This window comes from Arthrobacter sp. 135MFCol5.1, from assembly GCF_000374865.1.
Classification (GTDB): Bacteria; Actinomycetota; Actinomycetes; order Actinomycetales; family Micrococcaceae; genus Arthrobacter.
Genome location: NZ_KB895455.1, coordinates 1 through 14,472, shown reverse-complemented (window position 1 = coordinate 14,472; position 14,472 = coordinate 1). Strand labels below are relative to the sequence as shown.

At 63.7% G+C, this 14,472-nt stretch carries 14 protein-coding genes; 7 read left to right on the top strand and 7 right to left on the bottom strand.

Annotated features, from left to right (window positions below):
• Window positions 1–124: 124 nt before the first annotated feature.
• Both C563_RS0108605 and C563_RS0108600 read right to left on the bottom strand, forming a co-directional pair.
• The gene (locus tag C563_RS0108605) at window positions 125–1,714 is read right to left on the bottom strand and encodes a S53 family peptidase (protein WP_018761636.1); all 1,590 of its coding nucleotides are present in this window, start codon (window positions 1,712–1,714) and stop codon (window positions 125–127) included.
• Window positions 1,715–1,877: 163 nt separating this feature from the next.
• Window positions 1,878–2,273 (bottom strand): DUF6855 family protein, encoded by a 396-nt coding sequence (locus C563_RS0108600; protein WP_018761635.1) that lies wholly within the window; start codon window positions 2,271–2,273, stop codon window positions 1,878–1,880.
• Window positions 2,274–2,930: 657 nt separating this feature from the next.
• Here C563_RS0108600 and paaA point away from each other — a divergent pair.
• The 7 genes from paaA to galU all read left to right on the top strand — a co-directional run bounded on the left by paaA (window position 2,931) and on the right by galU (window position 8,804).
• On the top strand, window positions 2,931–3,947 hold the full coding sequence (gene paaA, locus C563_RS0108595; RefSeq protein ID WP_018761634.1) for a 1,2-phenylacetyl-CoA epoxidase subunit PaaA: 1,017 nt from the start codon (window positions 2,931–2,933) through the stop codon (window positions 3,945–3,947).
• The gene (gene paaB / locus C563_RS0108590) at window positions 3,944–4,324 is read left to right on the top strand and encodes a 1,2-phenylacetyl-CoA epoxidase subunit PaaB (protein ID WP_018761633.1); all 381 of its coding nucleotides are present in this window, start codon (window positions 3,944–3,946) and stop codon (window positions 4,322–4,324) included. The genes paaA and paaB overlap by 4 nt, the downstream gene beginning before the upstream one ends.
• Window positions 4,321–5,247 (top strand): 1,2-phenylacetyl-CoA epoxidase subunit PaaC, encoded by a 927-nt coding sequence (gene paaC / locus C563_RS0108585; protein ID WP_018761632.1) that lies wholly within the window; start codon window positions 4,321–4,323, stop codon window positions 5,245–5,247. The genes paaB and paaC overlap by 4 nt, the downstream gene beginning before the upstream one ends.
• A 5-nt stretch (window positions 5,248–5,252) precedes the next feature.
• Window positions 5,253–5,777: a 1,2-phenylacetyl-CoA epoxidase subunit PaaD gene (paaD, locus tag C563_RS0108580; protein ID WP_018761631.1), complete on the top strand. Its 525-nt coding sequence runs from the start codon at window positions 5,253–5,255 to the stop codon at window positions 5,775–5,777.
• 9 nt (window positions 5,778–5,786) lie between these two features.
• Window positions 5,787–7,013 carry a 1,2-phenylacetyl-CoA epoxidase subunit PaaE gene (gene paaE / locus C563_RS0108575; RefSeq protein WP_018761630.1) on the top strand — a complete coding sequence of 409 codons (1,227 nt, stop codon included), beginning with the start codon at window positions 5,787–5,789 and terminating at the stop codon, window positions 7,011–7,013.
• A 24-nt stretch (window positions 7,014–7,037) separates the two neighbouring features.
• The gene (locus tag C563_RS0108570; RefSeq protein ID WP_018761629.1) at window positions 7,038–7,820 is read left to right on the top strand and encodes an enoyl-CoA hydratase/isomerase family protein; all 783 of its coding nucleotides are present in this window, start codon (window positions 7,038–7,040) and stop codon (window positions 7,818–7,820) included.
• Between the two features lie 93 nt (window positions 7,821–7,913).
• Window positions 7,914–8,804, top strand: coding sequence for a UTP--glucose-1-phosphate uridylyltransferase GalU (gene galU, locus C563_RS0108565; protein WP_026264556.1), 891 nt, complete (start codon window positions 7,914–7,916; stop codon window positions 8,802–8,804).
• A gap of 10 nt (window positions 8,805–8,814) precedes the next feature.
• Here the strand turns inward: galU and C563_RS0108560 are convergent, their stop codons facing one another.
• The 5 genes from C563_RS0108560 to C563_RS0108540 all read right to left on the bottom strand — a co-directional run.
• The gene (locus C563_RS0108560; protein WP_018761627.1) at window positions 8,815–9,270 is read right to left on the bottom strand and encodes a VanZ family protein; all 456 of its coding nucleotides are present in this window, start codon (window positions 9,268–9,270) and stop codon (window positions 8,815–8,817) included.
• A gap of 304 nt (window positions 9,271–9,574) precedes the next feature.
• Entirely contained in the window at window positions 9,575–10,183 is a 609-nt protein-coding gene (locus C563_RS0108555) for an LPXTG cell wall anchor domain-containing protein (RefSeq protein ID WP_018761626.1), read from the bottom strand.
• Window positions 10,184–10,353: 170 nt separating this feature from the next.
• A complete protein-coding gene (locus tag C563_RS0108550; RefSeq protein WP_026264555.1) occupies window positions 10,354–12,225 on the bottom strand; it encodes a DUF4012 domain-containing protein in 1,872 nt (623 codons plus the stop codon).
• Between the two features lie 49 nt (window positions 12,226–12,274).
• Complete coding sequence (locus C563_RS0108545; protein WP_018761624.1) at window positions 12,275–13,660, bottom strand: sugar transferase; 1,386 nt, start codon at window positions 13,658–13,660, stop codon at window positions 12,275–12,277.
• A 547-nt stretch (window positions 13,661–14,207) separates the two neighbouring features.
• A partial coding sequence (locus C563_RS0108540; protein WP_018761623.1) for an integrase core domain-containing protein occupies window positions 14,208–14,472 on the bottom strand: 265 nt, incomplete at its 5' end.

Here is a 14,472-nt window from a genome sequence, read left to right as displayed (position 1 = left end):
CTCCGGGATGGTCCTGCGGCGGACAGGGTTCTGTCCGTGGTCTCTGTTTCGATCCTTCCCCAGGGTTCCTAAGAAAGGCTTAAGAAACGTGGCCGCCGCAGGGCCGCCGAAGGCGCCCGTCAGGTCATGGGCCGGCCGAGATCGCGGTGAGGAGCGCTGCTCCGTCGGGGCTGCCGAGGCCGGTGCACGGGTCCCAGCCGGCGGCGGCCTTGTAGGTGCCGTTGTTTCCGGCGGTGATGTCGCGGAAGGCCGCCTTGTTGCGGTACAGCAGCGGCTGGATCTGCCCGAAGGTGCGGCTGGTGGACTCCGCCAGGAGGGCGATGAGGGCCGCCCAGAGCGGTGCCACGGCGCTGGTGCCGCCGATGACCATGTCCGTGCCGTCCACCCGCACTTTGTAGCCGGTCTGGGGGTCCGCAACTGCGCTGACGTCCGGTACACCGCGGCCTTTCGACCCTGCCGGGTGGTGGCCGCCGTGGTGCGCGGACTGCCCTGACTGCCAGGCGGGGACAGGGAAGGTGTCGCTGTAACCGCCTCCGGTGGCTGAATGCGGGCCGTCGTTCCACACCGTCTCGGACGTGATGGTTCCCGTGGCGGGGTCCGCGTCGAGGCGGGCTCCGCCGCAGGCCAGCGCGTGGGGGCTGGAGGCGGGGAAATCGGCGTGGTCTTTGCCGTCCGTGGCGCCGTCTGCGCTGCCGTTGTCCCCGGCGGCGGCGGTGACGGTCACGCCGAGTGCCGTGGCGTCGGCCAGGGCCTGGTCGAAGGCTGTCCGGGCCTGGGCGGTCCAGTCGTCCTCGCTTTGGCCCCAGCTGATGCTGATGGACGTGGGTGCCGGGGCGGCGTGGGACGCGTTGATGATGGCGTCGAGGAATCCGGCGTCGGTGTTGGGCGCGAAGTAGACCGGGATGTCCGCCTGGGGCACCAGGGCGCCCACCACTTCGATGTCCAGGAGGACTTCGCCGTCCGCGCCCGTGGGGTCCTGTCCGGGATGGTTCGCGGCGCCGTCGACCCCCACTGCCCGCACCGTGGGCCCGGTGATGCCCAGTTCGGCGAAGTAGGCGTCCAGGTCGGATTGGGCGAAGCCGCCGCCGAGTTCGATGATGGCCACGGTCTGGCCGGCGCCGCCGCCGCCCGCGGGGAAGTTGTAGATCCGGGCAAGCTCGGGCGGTGTGTAGCTGGTCCCGGACGCCGCCCGCGGAATGGCATGGAACTGGGCGCGCGCCTGGGGCCGGTCATCAAGGCCCAGTACCGCCGTGACAACGCCGTCCAGTTCCGCGGGGATCTCCAGACCGCCGGTCCTGTGCCGGTGGGTGACATCGTGGCCGTGCGGACCGCTGCTGGTGACTTCCTCCAGGCTGGTGCCGAAGATCCGGCTCAGCACCTCCACCGTCCCGGCGAGGCGGATGCGGCGGGAGGCGGCGTCGGCCTCGACAACCTCGGCGCCGAGCCGGGTGAAGGTCTCGGTGGCAAGGCCCAGGTCAGCGTCGGAGGCGCCGTGGCGTGCTGCCAGTTCCTCGCGGGTCAGGGGCTGGGCGGGCTCGGTGGAGGCCTCCGGCAGCGGTTCCTGGCGGCGCAGGATCACGGTGACCTCGATTCTGTGCGCGGGATTGGCAGGACCCAGGGTGTTTTGGATCCGTGCCGCCGCGGGGCGTTCTGAGCCGGGGAGGGGGACACGGCTCTCTGCGTGCTCGGGGGTGGGGTTGGTGTGCTCAGACATGGGATGGCTCCGTTCGTGGTCAGGCAAGGCCAATTGTGCTCCGGGTCACTGACAATGAACAGGGAACTTTGGTCCCGGATGAGCCACCCAACGGACAGCGGCGCGGCTGGTACCTGGTCCGCGCAAAAAACACTCGCGCCGAGTACGGGCTGGGCTGGTGCTGTCAGTCCTTGGGGAGGGCGCGGACTGAGTTATTGCGTTTCTCGTGGGTGAGCTCGGCCAGTCCCAGAGCTTCCAGCAGCGGTGGGAGGTACATTCCGAACCGTCCGCGGTAGCCTTTCCGCAACCCGTACCAACCGCCCACCGGGTTCCCGGGATCCCGGCCCCATGCCTCGACGCTGCCTTCCGGGGCCGGCTTCGATTCATCGGCGGCGCCCAGGGGAACCCAGTCCCCTTGCTCGGTCAGCCACGCATGCAGGTCTTCGATCGCCCGGAGGTGGTATTTCAGGGTGGTTGAGCCCACCTGGCAGACCAGTGCCGGTGGGGCTGCCTCAGGGTCCCGGTACATCTGGTATTCGGATGACCCGGGCGCCGTCACCAGCTGCCACGGATCTGCCATCGTTCCCTCGGACACTAGAACCACGCACCTTCCACGTCGATAGCCTGAGTTTAAGACCAAAATCGCTGATTGCGGCGGTAATCAGTTAAGTGCTTCGCGCGGGTGCGCACGGGTCGCGGTGGCGCACCACGGCGGGCCTCGCCTTGGGAAGTCAGCGCACGACGGCGGCACGCGCCAGTGGCAAAAGGTGAGCGCGCGTCGGTGGGAAGGCTGTCGAAGGTGAGCGGGCGTTGGTGGGAGAGCGGCAAGAAGTGAGCGGGCGTTGGGGGATGGGTGGTCGAAGGTGAGCGCGCGTCGGTGGGAAAGCTGTCGAAGGTGAGCGGGCGTCGGTGGGAAGGCTGTCGAAGGTGAGCGGGCGTTGGTGGGAGAGCGGCAAGAAGTGAGCGGGCGTCGGGGGATGGGTGGTCGAAGGTGAGCGCGCGTCGGTGGGAAAGCTGTCGAAGGTGAGCGGGCGTCGGTGGGAAAGCTGTCGAAGGTGAGCGGGCGTTGGGGGAGGAGCGGTCGAAGGTGAGCGCGCGTCGGGGGGAAAGGCGGTCGAAGGTGAGTGGGCGTTCTAGGGGGTGCACGCTTGACGAGTTCCGCCGCGCCCGCATATCCTGAACGAACGGTCGGTAAATAATTCCGAGCCGCCCGACAGGTCTTTGCATAGGAGCAACCATGGCAGCGCAGAACTTGCAGTCAGTGCCGGCTGAGCTAACCCAAGAAGCGGACGCCGCGGGCCAGGCCCACTTCGACCGCATCATCGCCGAGGACTCCCGGATCGAGCCCCGCGACTGGATGCCGGCGGCTTACCGCAAGACCCTCCTGCGCCAGGTGTCCCAGCACGCCCACTCAGAGATCATCGGCATGCAGCCGGAGGCCAACTGGATCTCCCGCGCCCCCAGCCTGAAGCGCAAAGCCATCCTCATGGCCAAGGTCCAGGACGAGGCCGGTCACGGGCTCTACCTCTACAGCGCCGCCGAGACCCTGGGCCAGTCGCGGGACAAGATGATGGACGACCTCATCGCCGGCAAGGCCCGCTACTCCAGCATCTTCAACTACCCGGCCCTGACCTGGGCGGACATGGGCGCCATCGGCTGGCTGGTGGACGGCGCAGCCATCTGCAACCAGGTGCCGCTGTGCCGGGCATCGTACGGCCCCTATGGCCGGGCCATGGTGCGCATCTGCAAGGAAGAGTCCTTCCACCAGCGCCAGGGCTTCGAGATCCTGCTGGAACTCTCCAACGGCACGCCCGCGCAGAAGCAGATGGCCCAGGACGCGGTGAACCGCTGGTACGCCCCCGCCCTGATGATGTTCGGCCCGCCGGACGACGATTCGCCCAACTCCAAGCAGTCCATGGCCTGGAACATCAAGCGGTTCAGCAATGACGAGCTCCGCAGCCGCTTCGTGGGCATGATGGTGGAGCAGGTCCGGGTCCTGGGCCTCACCCTCCCCGATGACCAGGTCCGTTTCAACGAGGACACCAAGAAGTGGGAACACGGCCCGCTGGACTGGCATGAGTTCCAGGAAATCCTGGCCGGCCGCGGCCCCTGCAACGCCCAGCGCCTTGAGCGCCGGAGGGCAGCGCACGACGACGGCGCCTGGGTCCGCGAGGCAGCCGCCGCGTATGCGGACAAGCAGCGAGCAAAACAGCAGGCAAAAGAGTCGATGAAGACGAAGGAACACGCAGCATGAGCCCCCACGGCAACCCGGAAACCCCGGCCAGCTCCGCCACCGAGATCAACCGCGAAGCCCCCAAAGCATCCCCCGCGCCGCAGGAGCACCATGACCGCGGTGCCTGGGGCCTCTGGGAGGTCTTCGTCCGCTCCAGCCGCGGCCTGAGCCACGTCCACGCCGGGTCGCTGCACGCCCCGGATGCCGCCATGGCCCTCCGCAATGCCCGCGACCTCTACACCCGCCGGAACGAGGGCGTCTCCATCTGGGTGGTCCCGGCGGACGCCATCGCGGCGAGCGATCCTGATTCCAAAGGTTCTTTCTTTGAGTCCCCGCAGGGCAAGGACTACCGGCACGCCACGTACTACACCAAGAGTGAAGGGGTGAAGCACCTGTGAGCACCCCCGAAACCAGCACCCACGAAAGCACGGGCCACGGCGACATCTCCACCGGCATGGCCGGCGGCGACTCCAACGCATCGGCAACAAGAATCACCCCCGGCAACGCCCTGCGCCCGGAGGACATCGCGCTGGAGGTAAAGACCGGCCTGGTGAAGCCCAGCGGGGACGTCGCCGAGTACGCACTGAGGCTGGGCGATGACGCACTGATCCTCGAGCAGCGGCTGGGCCACTGGATCTCGCGCGCACCCGAGCTGGAGGAGGACATCGCCCTGGGCAACATCGCCCTGGACCAGCTGGGCCACGCCCGCAGCTTCCTCACCTACGCCGGCGCCGGCATGCCCAAAGAGGACGGTACGGCCACGTCCGAGGATGAGCTGGCCTACTTCCGCCGCGAGCACGAGTTCCGGAGTGTCCAGCTGTTCGAGCAGCCCAACGGGGACTTCGCGGCCACCATCGCCCGCCAGTTCGTGGTGAGCTACTACCAGTACGAGCTCTACCGCCGCCTCACCGAATCCACGGACTCCACCCTGGCAGCCATCGCCGCCAAGGCCGTGAAGGAAGTGGATTACCACCGGGACCACAGCAGCCAGTGGGTGCTGCGCCTGGCCGGCGGCACCGAGGAATCCCGCAAGCGGATGATCCACGGCCTGCGCCTCATGTGGCCGTACGTCAACGAACTGTTCCAGGACGATGACCTGACGCAGCGCCTCGCTGAGGCGGGTGCCGCCGTCGCACCTTCCAGCCTTAGAGGCGACTTTGACCGCCTGGTCACCGCCGTCCTCTCTGAGGCCGAGCTGGAGGTGCCGGACGTGCCCGCAGCCCCGGGCGGCGGCCGGTACGGCAAGCACTCGGAGCACCTGGGCTACATCCTCGCGGAGATGCAGGTGCTGGCCCGCGAGCACCCCGGGGCCAGCTGGTGACTGCCATGTACATCTCGGACTTCGAAACCCGGACGCAGACGCCCCGGCAGAAGGCGTGGGACATCGCCGCCACGGTGGTGGACCCGGAAATCCCGGTGCTCACCATCGCGGACCTGGGGATTTTGCGGAAGGTCGACGTCGGCACGGACGGAAGCGTCACGGTCACCATCACGCCCACGTACTCGGGCTGCCCGGCCATGGACGCCATCCGGGAAGACCTCTACACGGCCTTCGAGAAGGAGGGCTACGGGGACGTGCACGTGGACCTGGTCCTGGCCCCGGCGTGGACCACGGACTGGATGACGGAGGCCGGCAAGCAGAAGCTGCAGGAGTACGGCATCGCCCCGCCCAGCGGCCACTCCACAGCCGGCGGCCACTCCGGCCCCGTCCGGTTGAGCCTGGCGGTGAAGTGCCCGCAGTGCAACAGCCTGAACACCAAGGAACTCACCCGCTTCGGTTCCACGTCCTGCAAGGCGCTCTATGTGTGCCAGGACTGCAAGGAACCGTTCGACTACTTCAAAGTCCTGTAAGGAACCCCCATGCCTGTTGTCCGCCAGACCGCCGCCGAAGAGGCTGAGGTGACCGGCCGCCGTCGTCCGTCCTTCCACACCCTCACCGTGCAGGAGGTGCGCCGGCTCACCGAGGACGCCATCGAGGTCAGCTTCCACGTCCCCGCGGAGCTCGCCGGCAAGTTCGACTACCTGCCCGGCCAGTACGTTGCCCTGCGCACCACGCTGCCGGACGAGGACGGCGAGCCGAAGGAAATCCGCCGCAGCTACTCCATCTGCGCCGAGCCGCGCAGCTTCGAGGACGGCACCAGCGAGATCCGGGTGGCCATCAAGAAGGACCTGGGCGGGCTGTTCTCCACCTGGGCCAACGCCGAGCTGAAGGCCGGGGACAGCCTGGACGTGATGAGCCCCATGGGCGCGTTCGTGTCCAAGCACGGCCGCGACGGCGTGGCCGTGGAGCAGAACGTCATGAACTCCATGAACCACCCGGAAGAGCTGGCGGGGGAGGCCGGGAACTTCGTGGCCATCGCCGCCGGGTCCGGGATCACCCCGGTGATCGCGATCGCCCGGACCCTGCTGGCCGCCAACCCGGAGACCCGGTTCGATCTGATCTACGCCAACAAGGCCGCCATGGACGTGATGTTCCTGGAGGAGCTGGCGGACCTGAAGGACAAGTACCCGCAGCGGCTGGCCATCCACCACGTGCTTTCCCGGGAGCAGCGGATCGCGCCGCTATTGAGCGGCCGGATCGACGCGGAGAAGCTGCAGCAGCTGCTGGGCACCGCCCTGCACGCGGACGATGTGGACGAGTGGTTCCTGTGCGGGCCGTTCGAGCTGGTGCAACTGTGCCGGGACACCCTGGCCGAGCGCGGGGTGAAGCCGGAGAACGTCCGGTTCGAACTGTTCACGTCCGGCAAGCCGGACCGCCCCGAGGGCCAGGCCGGCCGTCCCGTGGTGGTGGACGAGTCCAAGGAAACCTACAAGATCACGTTCAAGCTGGACGGCCTGCAGGGCGAGGTGGCCAGCCCCACGCACGCCCGCGAGTCCATCCTGAACGCGGCGCTGCGGGTCCGCCCGGACGTGCCCTTCGCGTGCGCCGGGGGAGTGTGCGGCACCTGCCGGGCCAAGGTGGTCACCGGCAGCGTGACCATGGACGAGAACTACGCGCTGGAGCAGGACGAGCTGGACAAGGGCTACGTGCTCACCTGCCAAAGCCACCCCACCAGCAAGGAAGTCACGGTCGACTTCGACGTCTAACCCGTTTTCACCACAAGGAGCCCCATGATTTCCCTTTCCATCAGCAACGGCATCGCAGAGGTCGTCCTGGACGCACCGCACAAGCTGAACTCGCTGGATGAGCAGGCGCTGCGGGATTTAACCCAGGCGTACGACGACGCTGCTGCCGCCGCCTCGCGCGGTGAGGTGCGGGCGCTGCTGCTGAGGGGAGAGGGACGGGCCTTCTGCGCGGGCCGGGACATCGCCGGGGTCACCCCGGAAAGCGACGACGCCGCAGCCTACCTGGGCGGGCTGGTGGAGCCGTTGCTGAAGAAGATGGCCGCGTTCCCGGCGCCGACGTTCGCCGCAGCCCAAGGCGCATGCCTGGGCGTGGGACTGGGTCTGCTGCTGGCCACGGACGTGGTGTACGTGGCGGAGAACGCCAAGTTTGGCTCACCCTTCGCCAAGCTGGGCGCCACGCTGGATTCGGGCGGGCACTGGTACTTCACGGAGCGGTTGGGCATGCACCGGACGCTGGACCTGATCTACACGGCGGACCTGATCTCGGGGGCCGAGGCCGTGGCGCAGGGCATGTTCAGCCGTGCCATGCCGGCGGCCGAGCTGCTGGACTCCACGCGGGCGATCGTTTCGCGGGTCGCCACGGGTGCCACGGGTGCCTTTGTTGCGTCGAAGGAGCTGGTGGCGCATATCCGCGACCAGCGCCTGGGCCTGTGGCAGGCCATGCAGGAGGAGAACGAGGAGCAGGCGCGGCTCTGCAAGACCGCGGATTACGCGGAGGGTTTCCGGGCGTTCCAAGAGAAGCGCGAACCCCGATTCCGCGGTGAGTGAGCTTGTCGAAATCGAGCCTGTCGAAAACCACCGAAACCCGGTCCACGAAATCATAATTGCCCGCCGCTCCATCAAATTTGTTAAGGTTCAGCTATGACTATGGGGAGAGCTATCACCAAAGCCGTCATTCCTGCTGCCGGATTGGGAACTCGCTTCCTGCCCGCCACCAAGGCAATGCCGAAGGAAATGTTGCCGGTGGTTGACCGCCCGGCCATCCAGTACGTAGTTGAGGAAGCGGTGGATGCCGGCCTCACTGACCTGCTGATGATTACGGGCCGCAACAAGCGCGCGCTAGAGGACCACTTCGACCGCGAGCCCGGCCTGGAGGCTGCGCTGGAGGCCAAGGGGGATAAGGACAAGCTGGGCATGGTGGAGTACGCCTCCAACCTGGGTCCCATCCACTACGTCCGCCAGGGCGAAGCCAAGGGCCTGGGCCACGCTGTGCTCTGCGCCCAGCAGCACGTAGGGGACGAGCCCTTCGCGGTGCTCCTGGGTGACGACCTCATTGATGAGGCTGAGAACCTGCTGGGCACCATGATGGAGGTGCAGCAGAAAACCGGCGGCTCCGTCATCGCCCTGATCGAGGTTGACCCCTCGCAGATCAGTGCCTACGGCTGTGCTGACATCTCGGTTGTTGAAGGCGAGGACTACGTCCGCGTCAACAGCCTGGTGGAGAAGCCGGCGGTCGCGGACGCACCGTCCAACCTGGCCGTGATCGGCCGCTACGTGCTGCACCACTCGGTGTTCGGCGTCCTGGAGAACACCGCTCCGGGCCGGGGCAACGAGATCCAGCTGACCGACGCCCTGCAGACCCTCGCGGCTGGCGAAGGCGAAGGTTCCGGCGTGTACGGCGTGGTCTTCAAGGGCCGCCGCTATGACACCGGTGACAAGCTGAGCTACCTCAAAGCCGTCATCACGCTGGCGTCCGAGCGAGTGGAGTTCGGCGAGGACCTGAAGACCTGGATGAAGGGCTTCGTCGGGTAGTCCTGGCGTTCTATTGTTTTTGGGAGGCCCGTTGCCGGAAGGCGGCGGGCTTCCTTTCTTGCATGGCCACGAGTGCCACCAGGGCGCCGATGACAGCACCTGACGTGTTGGTCATGACATCTGACGGGCTTGCAAAGCGGCTGTGAAGAAACAGGAACTGTCCCAGTTCGATGCAGCCGGAAACGAGCATTCCGAAGGCGCCGATTTGCCACCATTTTTTGTTGGGGAATGCCAGGGCGGCAACGAAACCAACAGGAATGAACAGGCCAACGTTGGCGGACCGTTCCACAAAGTCGTAATTAAACCAGCGGGGAATGCCGTGGTGGTGGAGGAAATTCAAGACAATGCCCAGCTGCCCTGAGACGGGCTGGTCCACGGGTGTGGGCCAGAAGGCGACGAGCGCCAGCGGAACCACCATGGCCGCGAGGATGAGCTGCCACAGCCGGTGGTTGGTGAGGATTCTCAAAGGGGCCTCAGGACGTCCGTAGAAGGGCGAATGCGGCGGTGGCGAAGGCGCAGGCCGCGAGGAGAACGAGGAGGGCGTAGCCGAGCACCTGTGGGCGGGGGAGTGGGATGGAAAAGTCGTATTCGCGTGGTGCCTTGCGCCAATGTCTCCCCATAGCCCTAATAGTTACCACAAAACAAGGGTTGCCTTAGCTTGTCGAAGTCAAGGTTGCGGGAACCCGCAGCATCAACCCCAAAGCAAAAGGTGGGTGCATCTCCGTTTCCGGAGATGCACCCACCTTCTTTGGTGCTAGGAGTTGCTGCGGTTAGGCGGCAACCTCAGCCTTGGCGCGGCGGCGAACCACCACAACGGAGGTTGCACCGGCGGCCAGTGCGCCTGCGCCCACCAGGGTCCACAGGATCAGGCCTGAGTCGGCGCCGGTGTTGGCCAGGCCGCCCGTGTTGGCCAGCGGAGCGGCGCCGTTGGCACCGGCAGCGGCGCCACCGGTGTTTGCCAGGGAGGCAGCCACGGTTACCGTGACGGGGCCAACGGTCACACCGGAGGTGTTACCGGTTGCGGTCAGGGAGTAGGTACCGGCTTCGCTGATGGAGATCGGCAGGGAGAATGCGCCCTGGGCGTCAGCGGTTGCGGACAGGGTCTGCGGTGCCTGGAAGACGGGAATCTTCACGGCAACGGAGCGGCCCAGGCCAGCGCCGTTGGAGGCCGGAGCCTGGCCCGGCGTAACGGTGATGGTCAGGCCTTCGCCGGCGAGGAAGCCCTGGCCGCGGAAGACGAAGGTTTCACCCGGTCCAACGGTGCCGTCGGAAACAGCGGCCTGCGGCGGAAGTGCCGGGTAGGTTGCGGCCATGGCAGGCGCGGAACCGATAAGTGCGATGGAGCCCGCGAGTGCGAGAGCTGCGAGTGTTTTCTTCATGTGTGTCCCCCCGGAGACGTTTAAGTTTTGATACCCGATTTTGGGGAGATGCCCCCTCCGCACGAGACCATGTGCAGAACTACGGATAGATATCCCAGATAGAAGGTACCATCCCGGATACGTTGTAACCAACCTCAATCCAGTCGGTTTACATAGTGTTAACGCCACCGTTACTGGCCTTGATCGCAGGACGCGTTCTTCGTCGGCAGGATAACGTCCTTTACAGACTGGACGGTCGGTGTGACAACCAGGTTAGGTTCCGTGTGCTGGACGATTTTTCCGAATGTGAACTCGACGGTCTGGCTCTCGCTCGGTGCGAGTTGCTGGGCGATCACACCAACGGGGCGGTCCGCGTGCAAGTAAGGTGCAAACGGAGTCTTCTCGCCGTTAACAGTGGCCGATTCTACGTTTGCTTGGGCGGGACCATACGCGACTATGTTGGTTAGAACCTTGCCCGGTGCAACACCGAAGTTGCCGCCGCCTGTGACATAAGCCGGCAGGGAAGTGGCAGCGTCCGTGGGCGCTGTATTGGTGCTCGTGACGCGGACAGTCGTCTGCTCATAACCATTCTTGGGGCATTCCTTGACCAGCTGCACTGTGCGCTTAACGTAGTAGTCCATCTTGGCGCCGGTTCCGTCGTTGAAGTAGAGCCCAAACTGGGCGGGTGCAACGCTGGGTCCGGAGATGGATCCACTCACTGGATATCTCGAGATTATGGACTGCTCGGAATTGTCGGCAGACCATACTAGGACTCGTCCTTCTTCCGTCCCGCGGGTAATGCCAGAAATAAGGCCTTTTGCTTCGCCTTTGCCGGTGGAAAGAGCGGAGAAGACTTCCTTTGCTACACCGGCAAAGTATGCATCCTGTAGCTTTGGTTGCTGAATCTTGGCGTAGACGTCGGACAGTAATGTTTGAACAACGTTGGTGCCTGTTAGTTCGGTCGGAAGCCCGGCCGCTTTCACCGCCGCCAATTCTGGACCAGTGATAGACACGGGTCCGGTTGCTTGGAGGATATATCCGAGAACCACCGGGTCTATGGATATAACGCCTTCTACTCGCTGGCCGGTCTTTTTCTCCCACATTGCTTGAGCAGCCGATGCGGCTGTTGGAAAGTCGGGCGTTAGATTCACGTCTTGCATGTACTTACCAGGGCGGGTCGTGTATATCTGCTGCTGCTGCTCATCCAAATTCAAGGTCGGCGACATCGGGCCAAGGTCGGTGGCAGTCGATTGCCGGCCAAGGTTGATATGACCGTTTTCAAAGGTTATTTCAGCCAGCGCACCAGGTATCCCGCCACTGGCCCTGGATTCTGCGTTGTTTTGAATCATCAGAAGATAGCTTCTCGGAGATTCGGCCCCGAGCATCGACGGAGCCAATCCTGCAGCGTCTGCCGCCGCGTTCAGGGCATCGATCACCTCGCCTAGCTGGTCGCGGGCTTGCGAAAGCGGTTGGGCGACCTGAGGTAGGAGACTGCTCGTGTCAATGGCGTTCAGGCGCTCGGACGAGAGTCTTACTGCCTGAGCCGCTGAAGATACGCCAGGTGCAGCAGCCTTGATCTGGGACAAGTTTGTAGCAGATTCGCCGGGAAGTAAGGAAGCCCAGTCAAGATCGTCAAAGACTTTGACCAACGGAAGCAACGCAAGCCTGGCTACGTCGTCACCTGATCTCGCAACTTCGGCTACGGCGCCGAAGTTCTTACCAAGACCCGGCATGGAAGAGGCCAAGACCCACAACGGGCTATCGGCAGCCTCTTTGGCAGCAGCCGTGTGAACACTGATCGTTTCAGCGGTCGCGGCCGCTTCGGCAAATTTATCTGTTTCTAGATTCGATTTTAGAGTAGGAACAAGACCAGCAGAGATTTCCAGCTCCGACCTGATCTTTGCAGCAGTGACCCCGAGGGAGGCAGCACAAACGACTCCTGTGCAGACAACGATTCCGGCTACAGTCAGGCCCACTATCCTGCGTCGGCGAGTCTGAAGCGGGGCGCCTGGCGTAGCTCCCCCTCTTTTTTTACGTCCGCTATCGTCGACAGAGTCCGTCATCAAATGTTTCCTTTCACTGAAGCGGGCAACGTGTATCAGTCCGGACGGACTAATAAGCTCCGGTGCTCCTGAAAACTGCTCTGACGGTCTTGAGAAGAATGACCACATCTCCGGCAAGCGACCAGTTCTCTACGTAGTAGAGATCCAAGCGAACCGAATCCCTCCAAGAAAGATTTGACCTCCCACTTACTTGCCATAGGCCGGTAAGCCCAGGCTTGACCAGAAGGCGGCGGCGAACATCTTGCTCGTACCCCTCAACCTCTTTTGGCAGTGGTGGTCTTGGACCAACCAAGCTCATGGATCCTGCTATAACGTTGAAAAGCTGTGGCAACTCGTCCAAACTATATTTCCGAAGCATTCGCCCAACCGAGGTGACACGAGGATCATTTTTGATCTTAAAGAGCACTCCACCTGCTTCATTCAAGCTCGAGATTTCCGCGAGGCGCTCTTCGGCGTCAACAACCATCGAACGGAACTTAAGCATATAGAAACTTTTACCTTCTATTCCGATTCTTTTTTGTTTGAACAACACGGGACCGGGGCCGCTAAGCTTCACGAGAAGAGCAATTAGTGCCATGAGTGGCGCGGCCACGATCACTAAGATCGTCGACGCCAACATATCGAATAGTCGCTTTGCGACTCTTTGCCCACCGTCCAAAGATGGTGTCGTTACATGGATAAGCGGTAGGCCAGCGACCTGTTGAGTGTGGATGCGGGGACCGGCAATGTCGGTAAGAGCGGGCGCCATGATGAGTCCGACATTCTTCGCAGCGAGGGCCCAGCCTAACTGTCTAATGGTCTGAGGGTGCAGTTGAACGCCCGCAGACATGGCGACTGCATCCGCCTCGCACGCTTCGATTGCATTCATAATTGAATCCGTTTGCATATCGTGCCCGAGCACAGGAAGCCCTGAATCTTTTTCGACGGTCGTCGTAGGATCCGATCCGGGCATATATGCGGCAACCGGAAGGTAGCCGGCGTCTTTCGCTTTCTCCAAACTGGACGCAAGATGCGAGACTGCCCCCGGCCCACCGATCAGCATGAGCTTGGACATACTATGCCCGCTCTGACGGTTTACGTTGAGGTGTTGCCGGAGCAGCCAACGTGCAAGGAGGAGTCCGACTAGCCCTACAGGCAGAGCGATGCCAACGTAGCCGCGTGCCGTGTCGACTCTGAACACATACGAAACTATGGCTATCAGACCAAACAACCATAACGATGCACCCGCCACGCGTTTGTATTCCTCTGGTCCGGAACCTAATACCCGGCTTTGGCGGCTACTCCAGGCCTCGAGCATTGCCCACCAAGAGATGCACAGTACAAGGGACAGCCACAGGTACATGGACTCGAATCCCACGTCGCGAGGGCCGGCATCCAGCCCAAAGCGAATCACGTAGGCGCCGGCGACAGCCCAGACTATTACGAACCCATCCACAACCCGCAGTATCCGTGACGTTCGTTTACGCCAATCCACTATGTAACCCCCACATTCAACGCCATCTCGGAGCGCGAGATCTCGTGGAAAGATTACAGGCGAACGGGACTCCCACGTAATGCACTCACAAGGGCACACCTGCTATTACTCCCTGTGAGCGGCTTCCAACAGCAACTCGGTAAGGATTCGGGCGCAGTTGTGGTCCTTCACCCTGGGACGAGCATGGAGTTCACGTGTGGAAGTGTGTGGCAGGTTCCTGGGAACGAGGAGGAGTCATTACTGAGCGGAAGACGGTGTCTTGGGCAGGATTTCCTCTCTTTTGTTCGTTGTTACTTCTATGACCCGGCCCCTAGACGGTTGCCAACCATTATGAACAAACCGACCCTCATGATCACCTCGTGGTCTAGTCTTGCCGACAACACCTCCAAGCTCGGCTCCGGTTAGACGCGCCAAGACACAGCCCAACGGGCTCGTAGAAGGTGCTTCGTCAGTCCTGCACCCCAAGCCAGGCCCTGGGGACTGCCCCGGCTTTTGTTGACTCGGGGTCTTAGGCCGCTATGAGCTCGGTCCGGTTGATTGTTTCATATTCGATGGGCGTGAGCTTTCCCAGCCGTCTTTGCCGTCGCCGGCGGTGGTAAGTCCGCTCGATCCACGTTGTGATGGACAGCCGGAGGTCCCGCCTGGTGAGCCACCGCTGACGGTCCAAAACGTTCTTCTGCAGCAGCGAGAAGAACGATTCCATAGCGGCGTTATCCGCACACGCACCGACCCTGCCCATCGACCCCGTGAGGCCGTGGTGGCGGAGCGTTTCG

Coding starts and splice junctions, on each gene's coding strand:
- C563_RS0108605 (WP_018761636.1), bottom strand. CDS start 1,714: ATGTCTGAGCACACCAACCCCACCCCCGAGCACGCAGAGAGCCGTGTC.
- C563_RS0108600 (WP_018761635.1), bottom strand. CDS start 2,273: ATGGCAGATCCGTGGCAGCTGGTGACGGCGCCCGGGTCATCCGAATAC.
- paaA (WP_018761634.1), top strand. CDS start 2,931: ATGGCAGCGCAGAACTTGCAGTCAGTGCCGGCTGAGCTAACCCAAGAA.
- paaB (WP_018761633.1), top strand. CDS start 3,944: ATGAGCCCCCACGGCAACCCGGAAACCCCGGCCAGCTCCGCCACCGAG.
- paaD (WP_018761631.1), top strand. CDS start 5,253: ATGTACATCTCGGACTTCGAAACCCGGACGCAGACGCCCCGGCAGAAG.
- paaE (WP_018761630.1), top strand. CDS start 5,787: ATGCCTGTTGTCCGCCAGACCGCCGCCGAAGAGGCTGAGGTGACCGGC.
- C563_RS0108570 (WP_018761629.1), top strand. CDS start 7,038: ATGATTTCCCTTTCCATCAGCAACGGCATCGCAGAGGTCGTCCTGGAC.
- galU (WP_026264556.1), top strand. CDS start 7,914: ATGACTATGGGGAGAGCTATCACCAAAGCCGTCATTCCTGCTGCCGGA.
- C563_RS0108555 (WP_018761626.1), bottom strand. CDS start 10,183: ATGAAGAAAACACTCGCAGCTCTCGCACTCGCGGGCTCCATCGCACTT.
- C563_RS0108550 (WP_026264555.1), bottom strand. CDS start 12,225: ATGACGGACTCTGTCGACGATAGCGGACGTAAAAAAAGAGGGGGAGCT.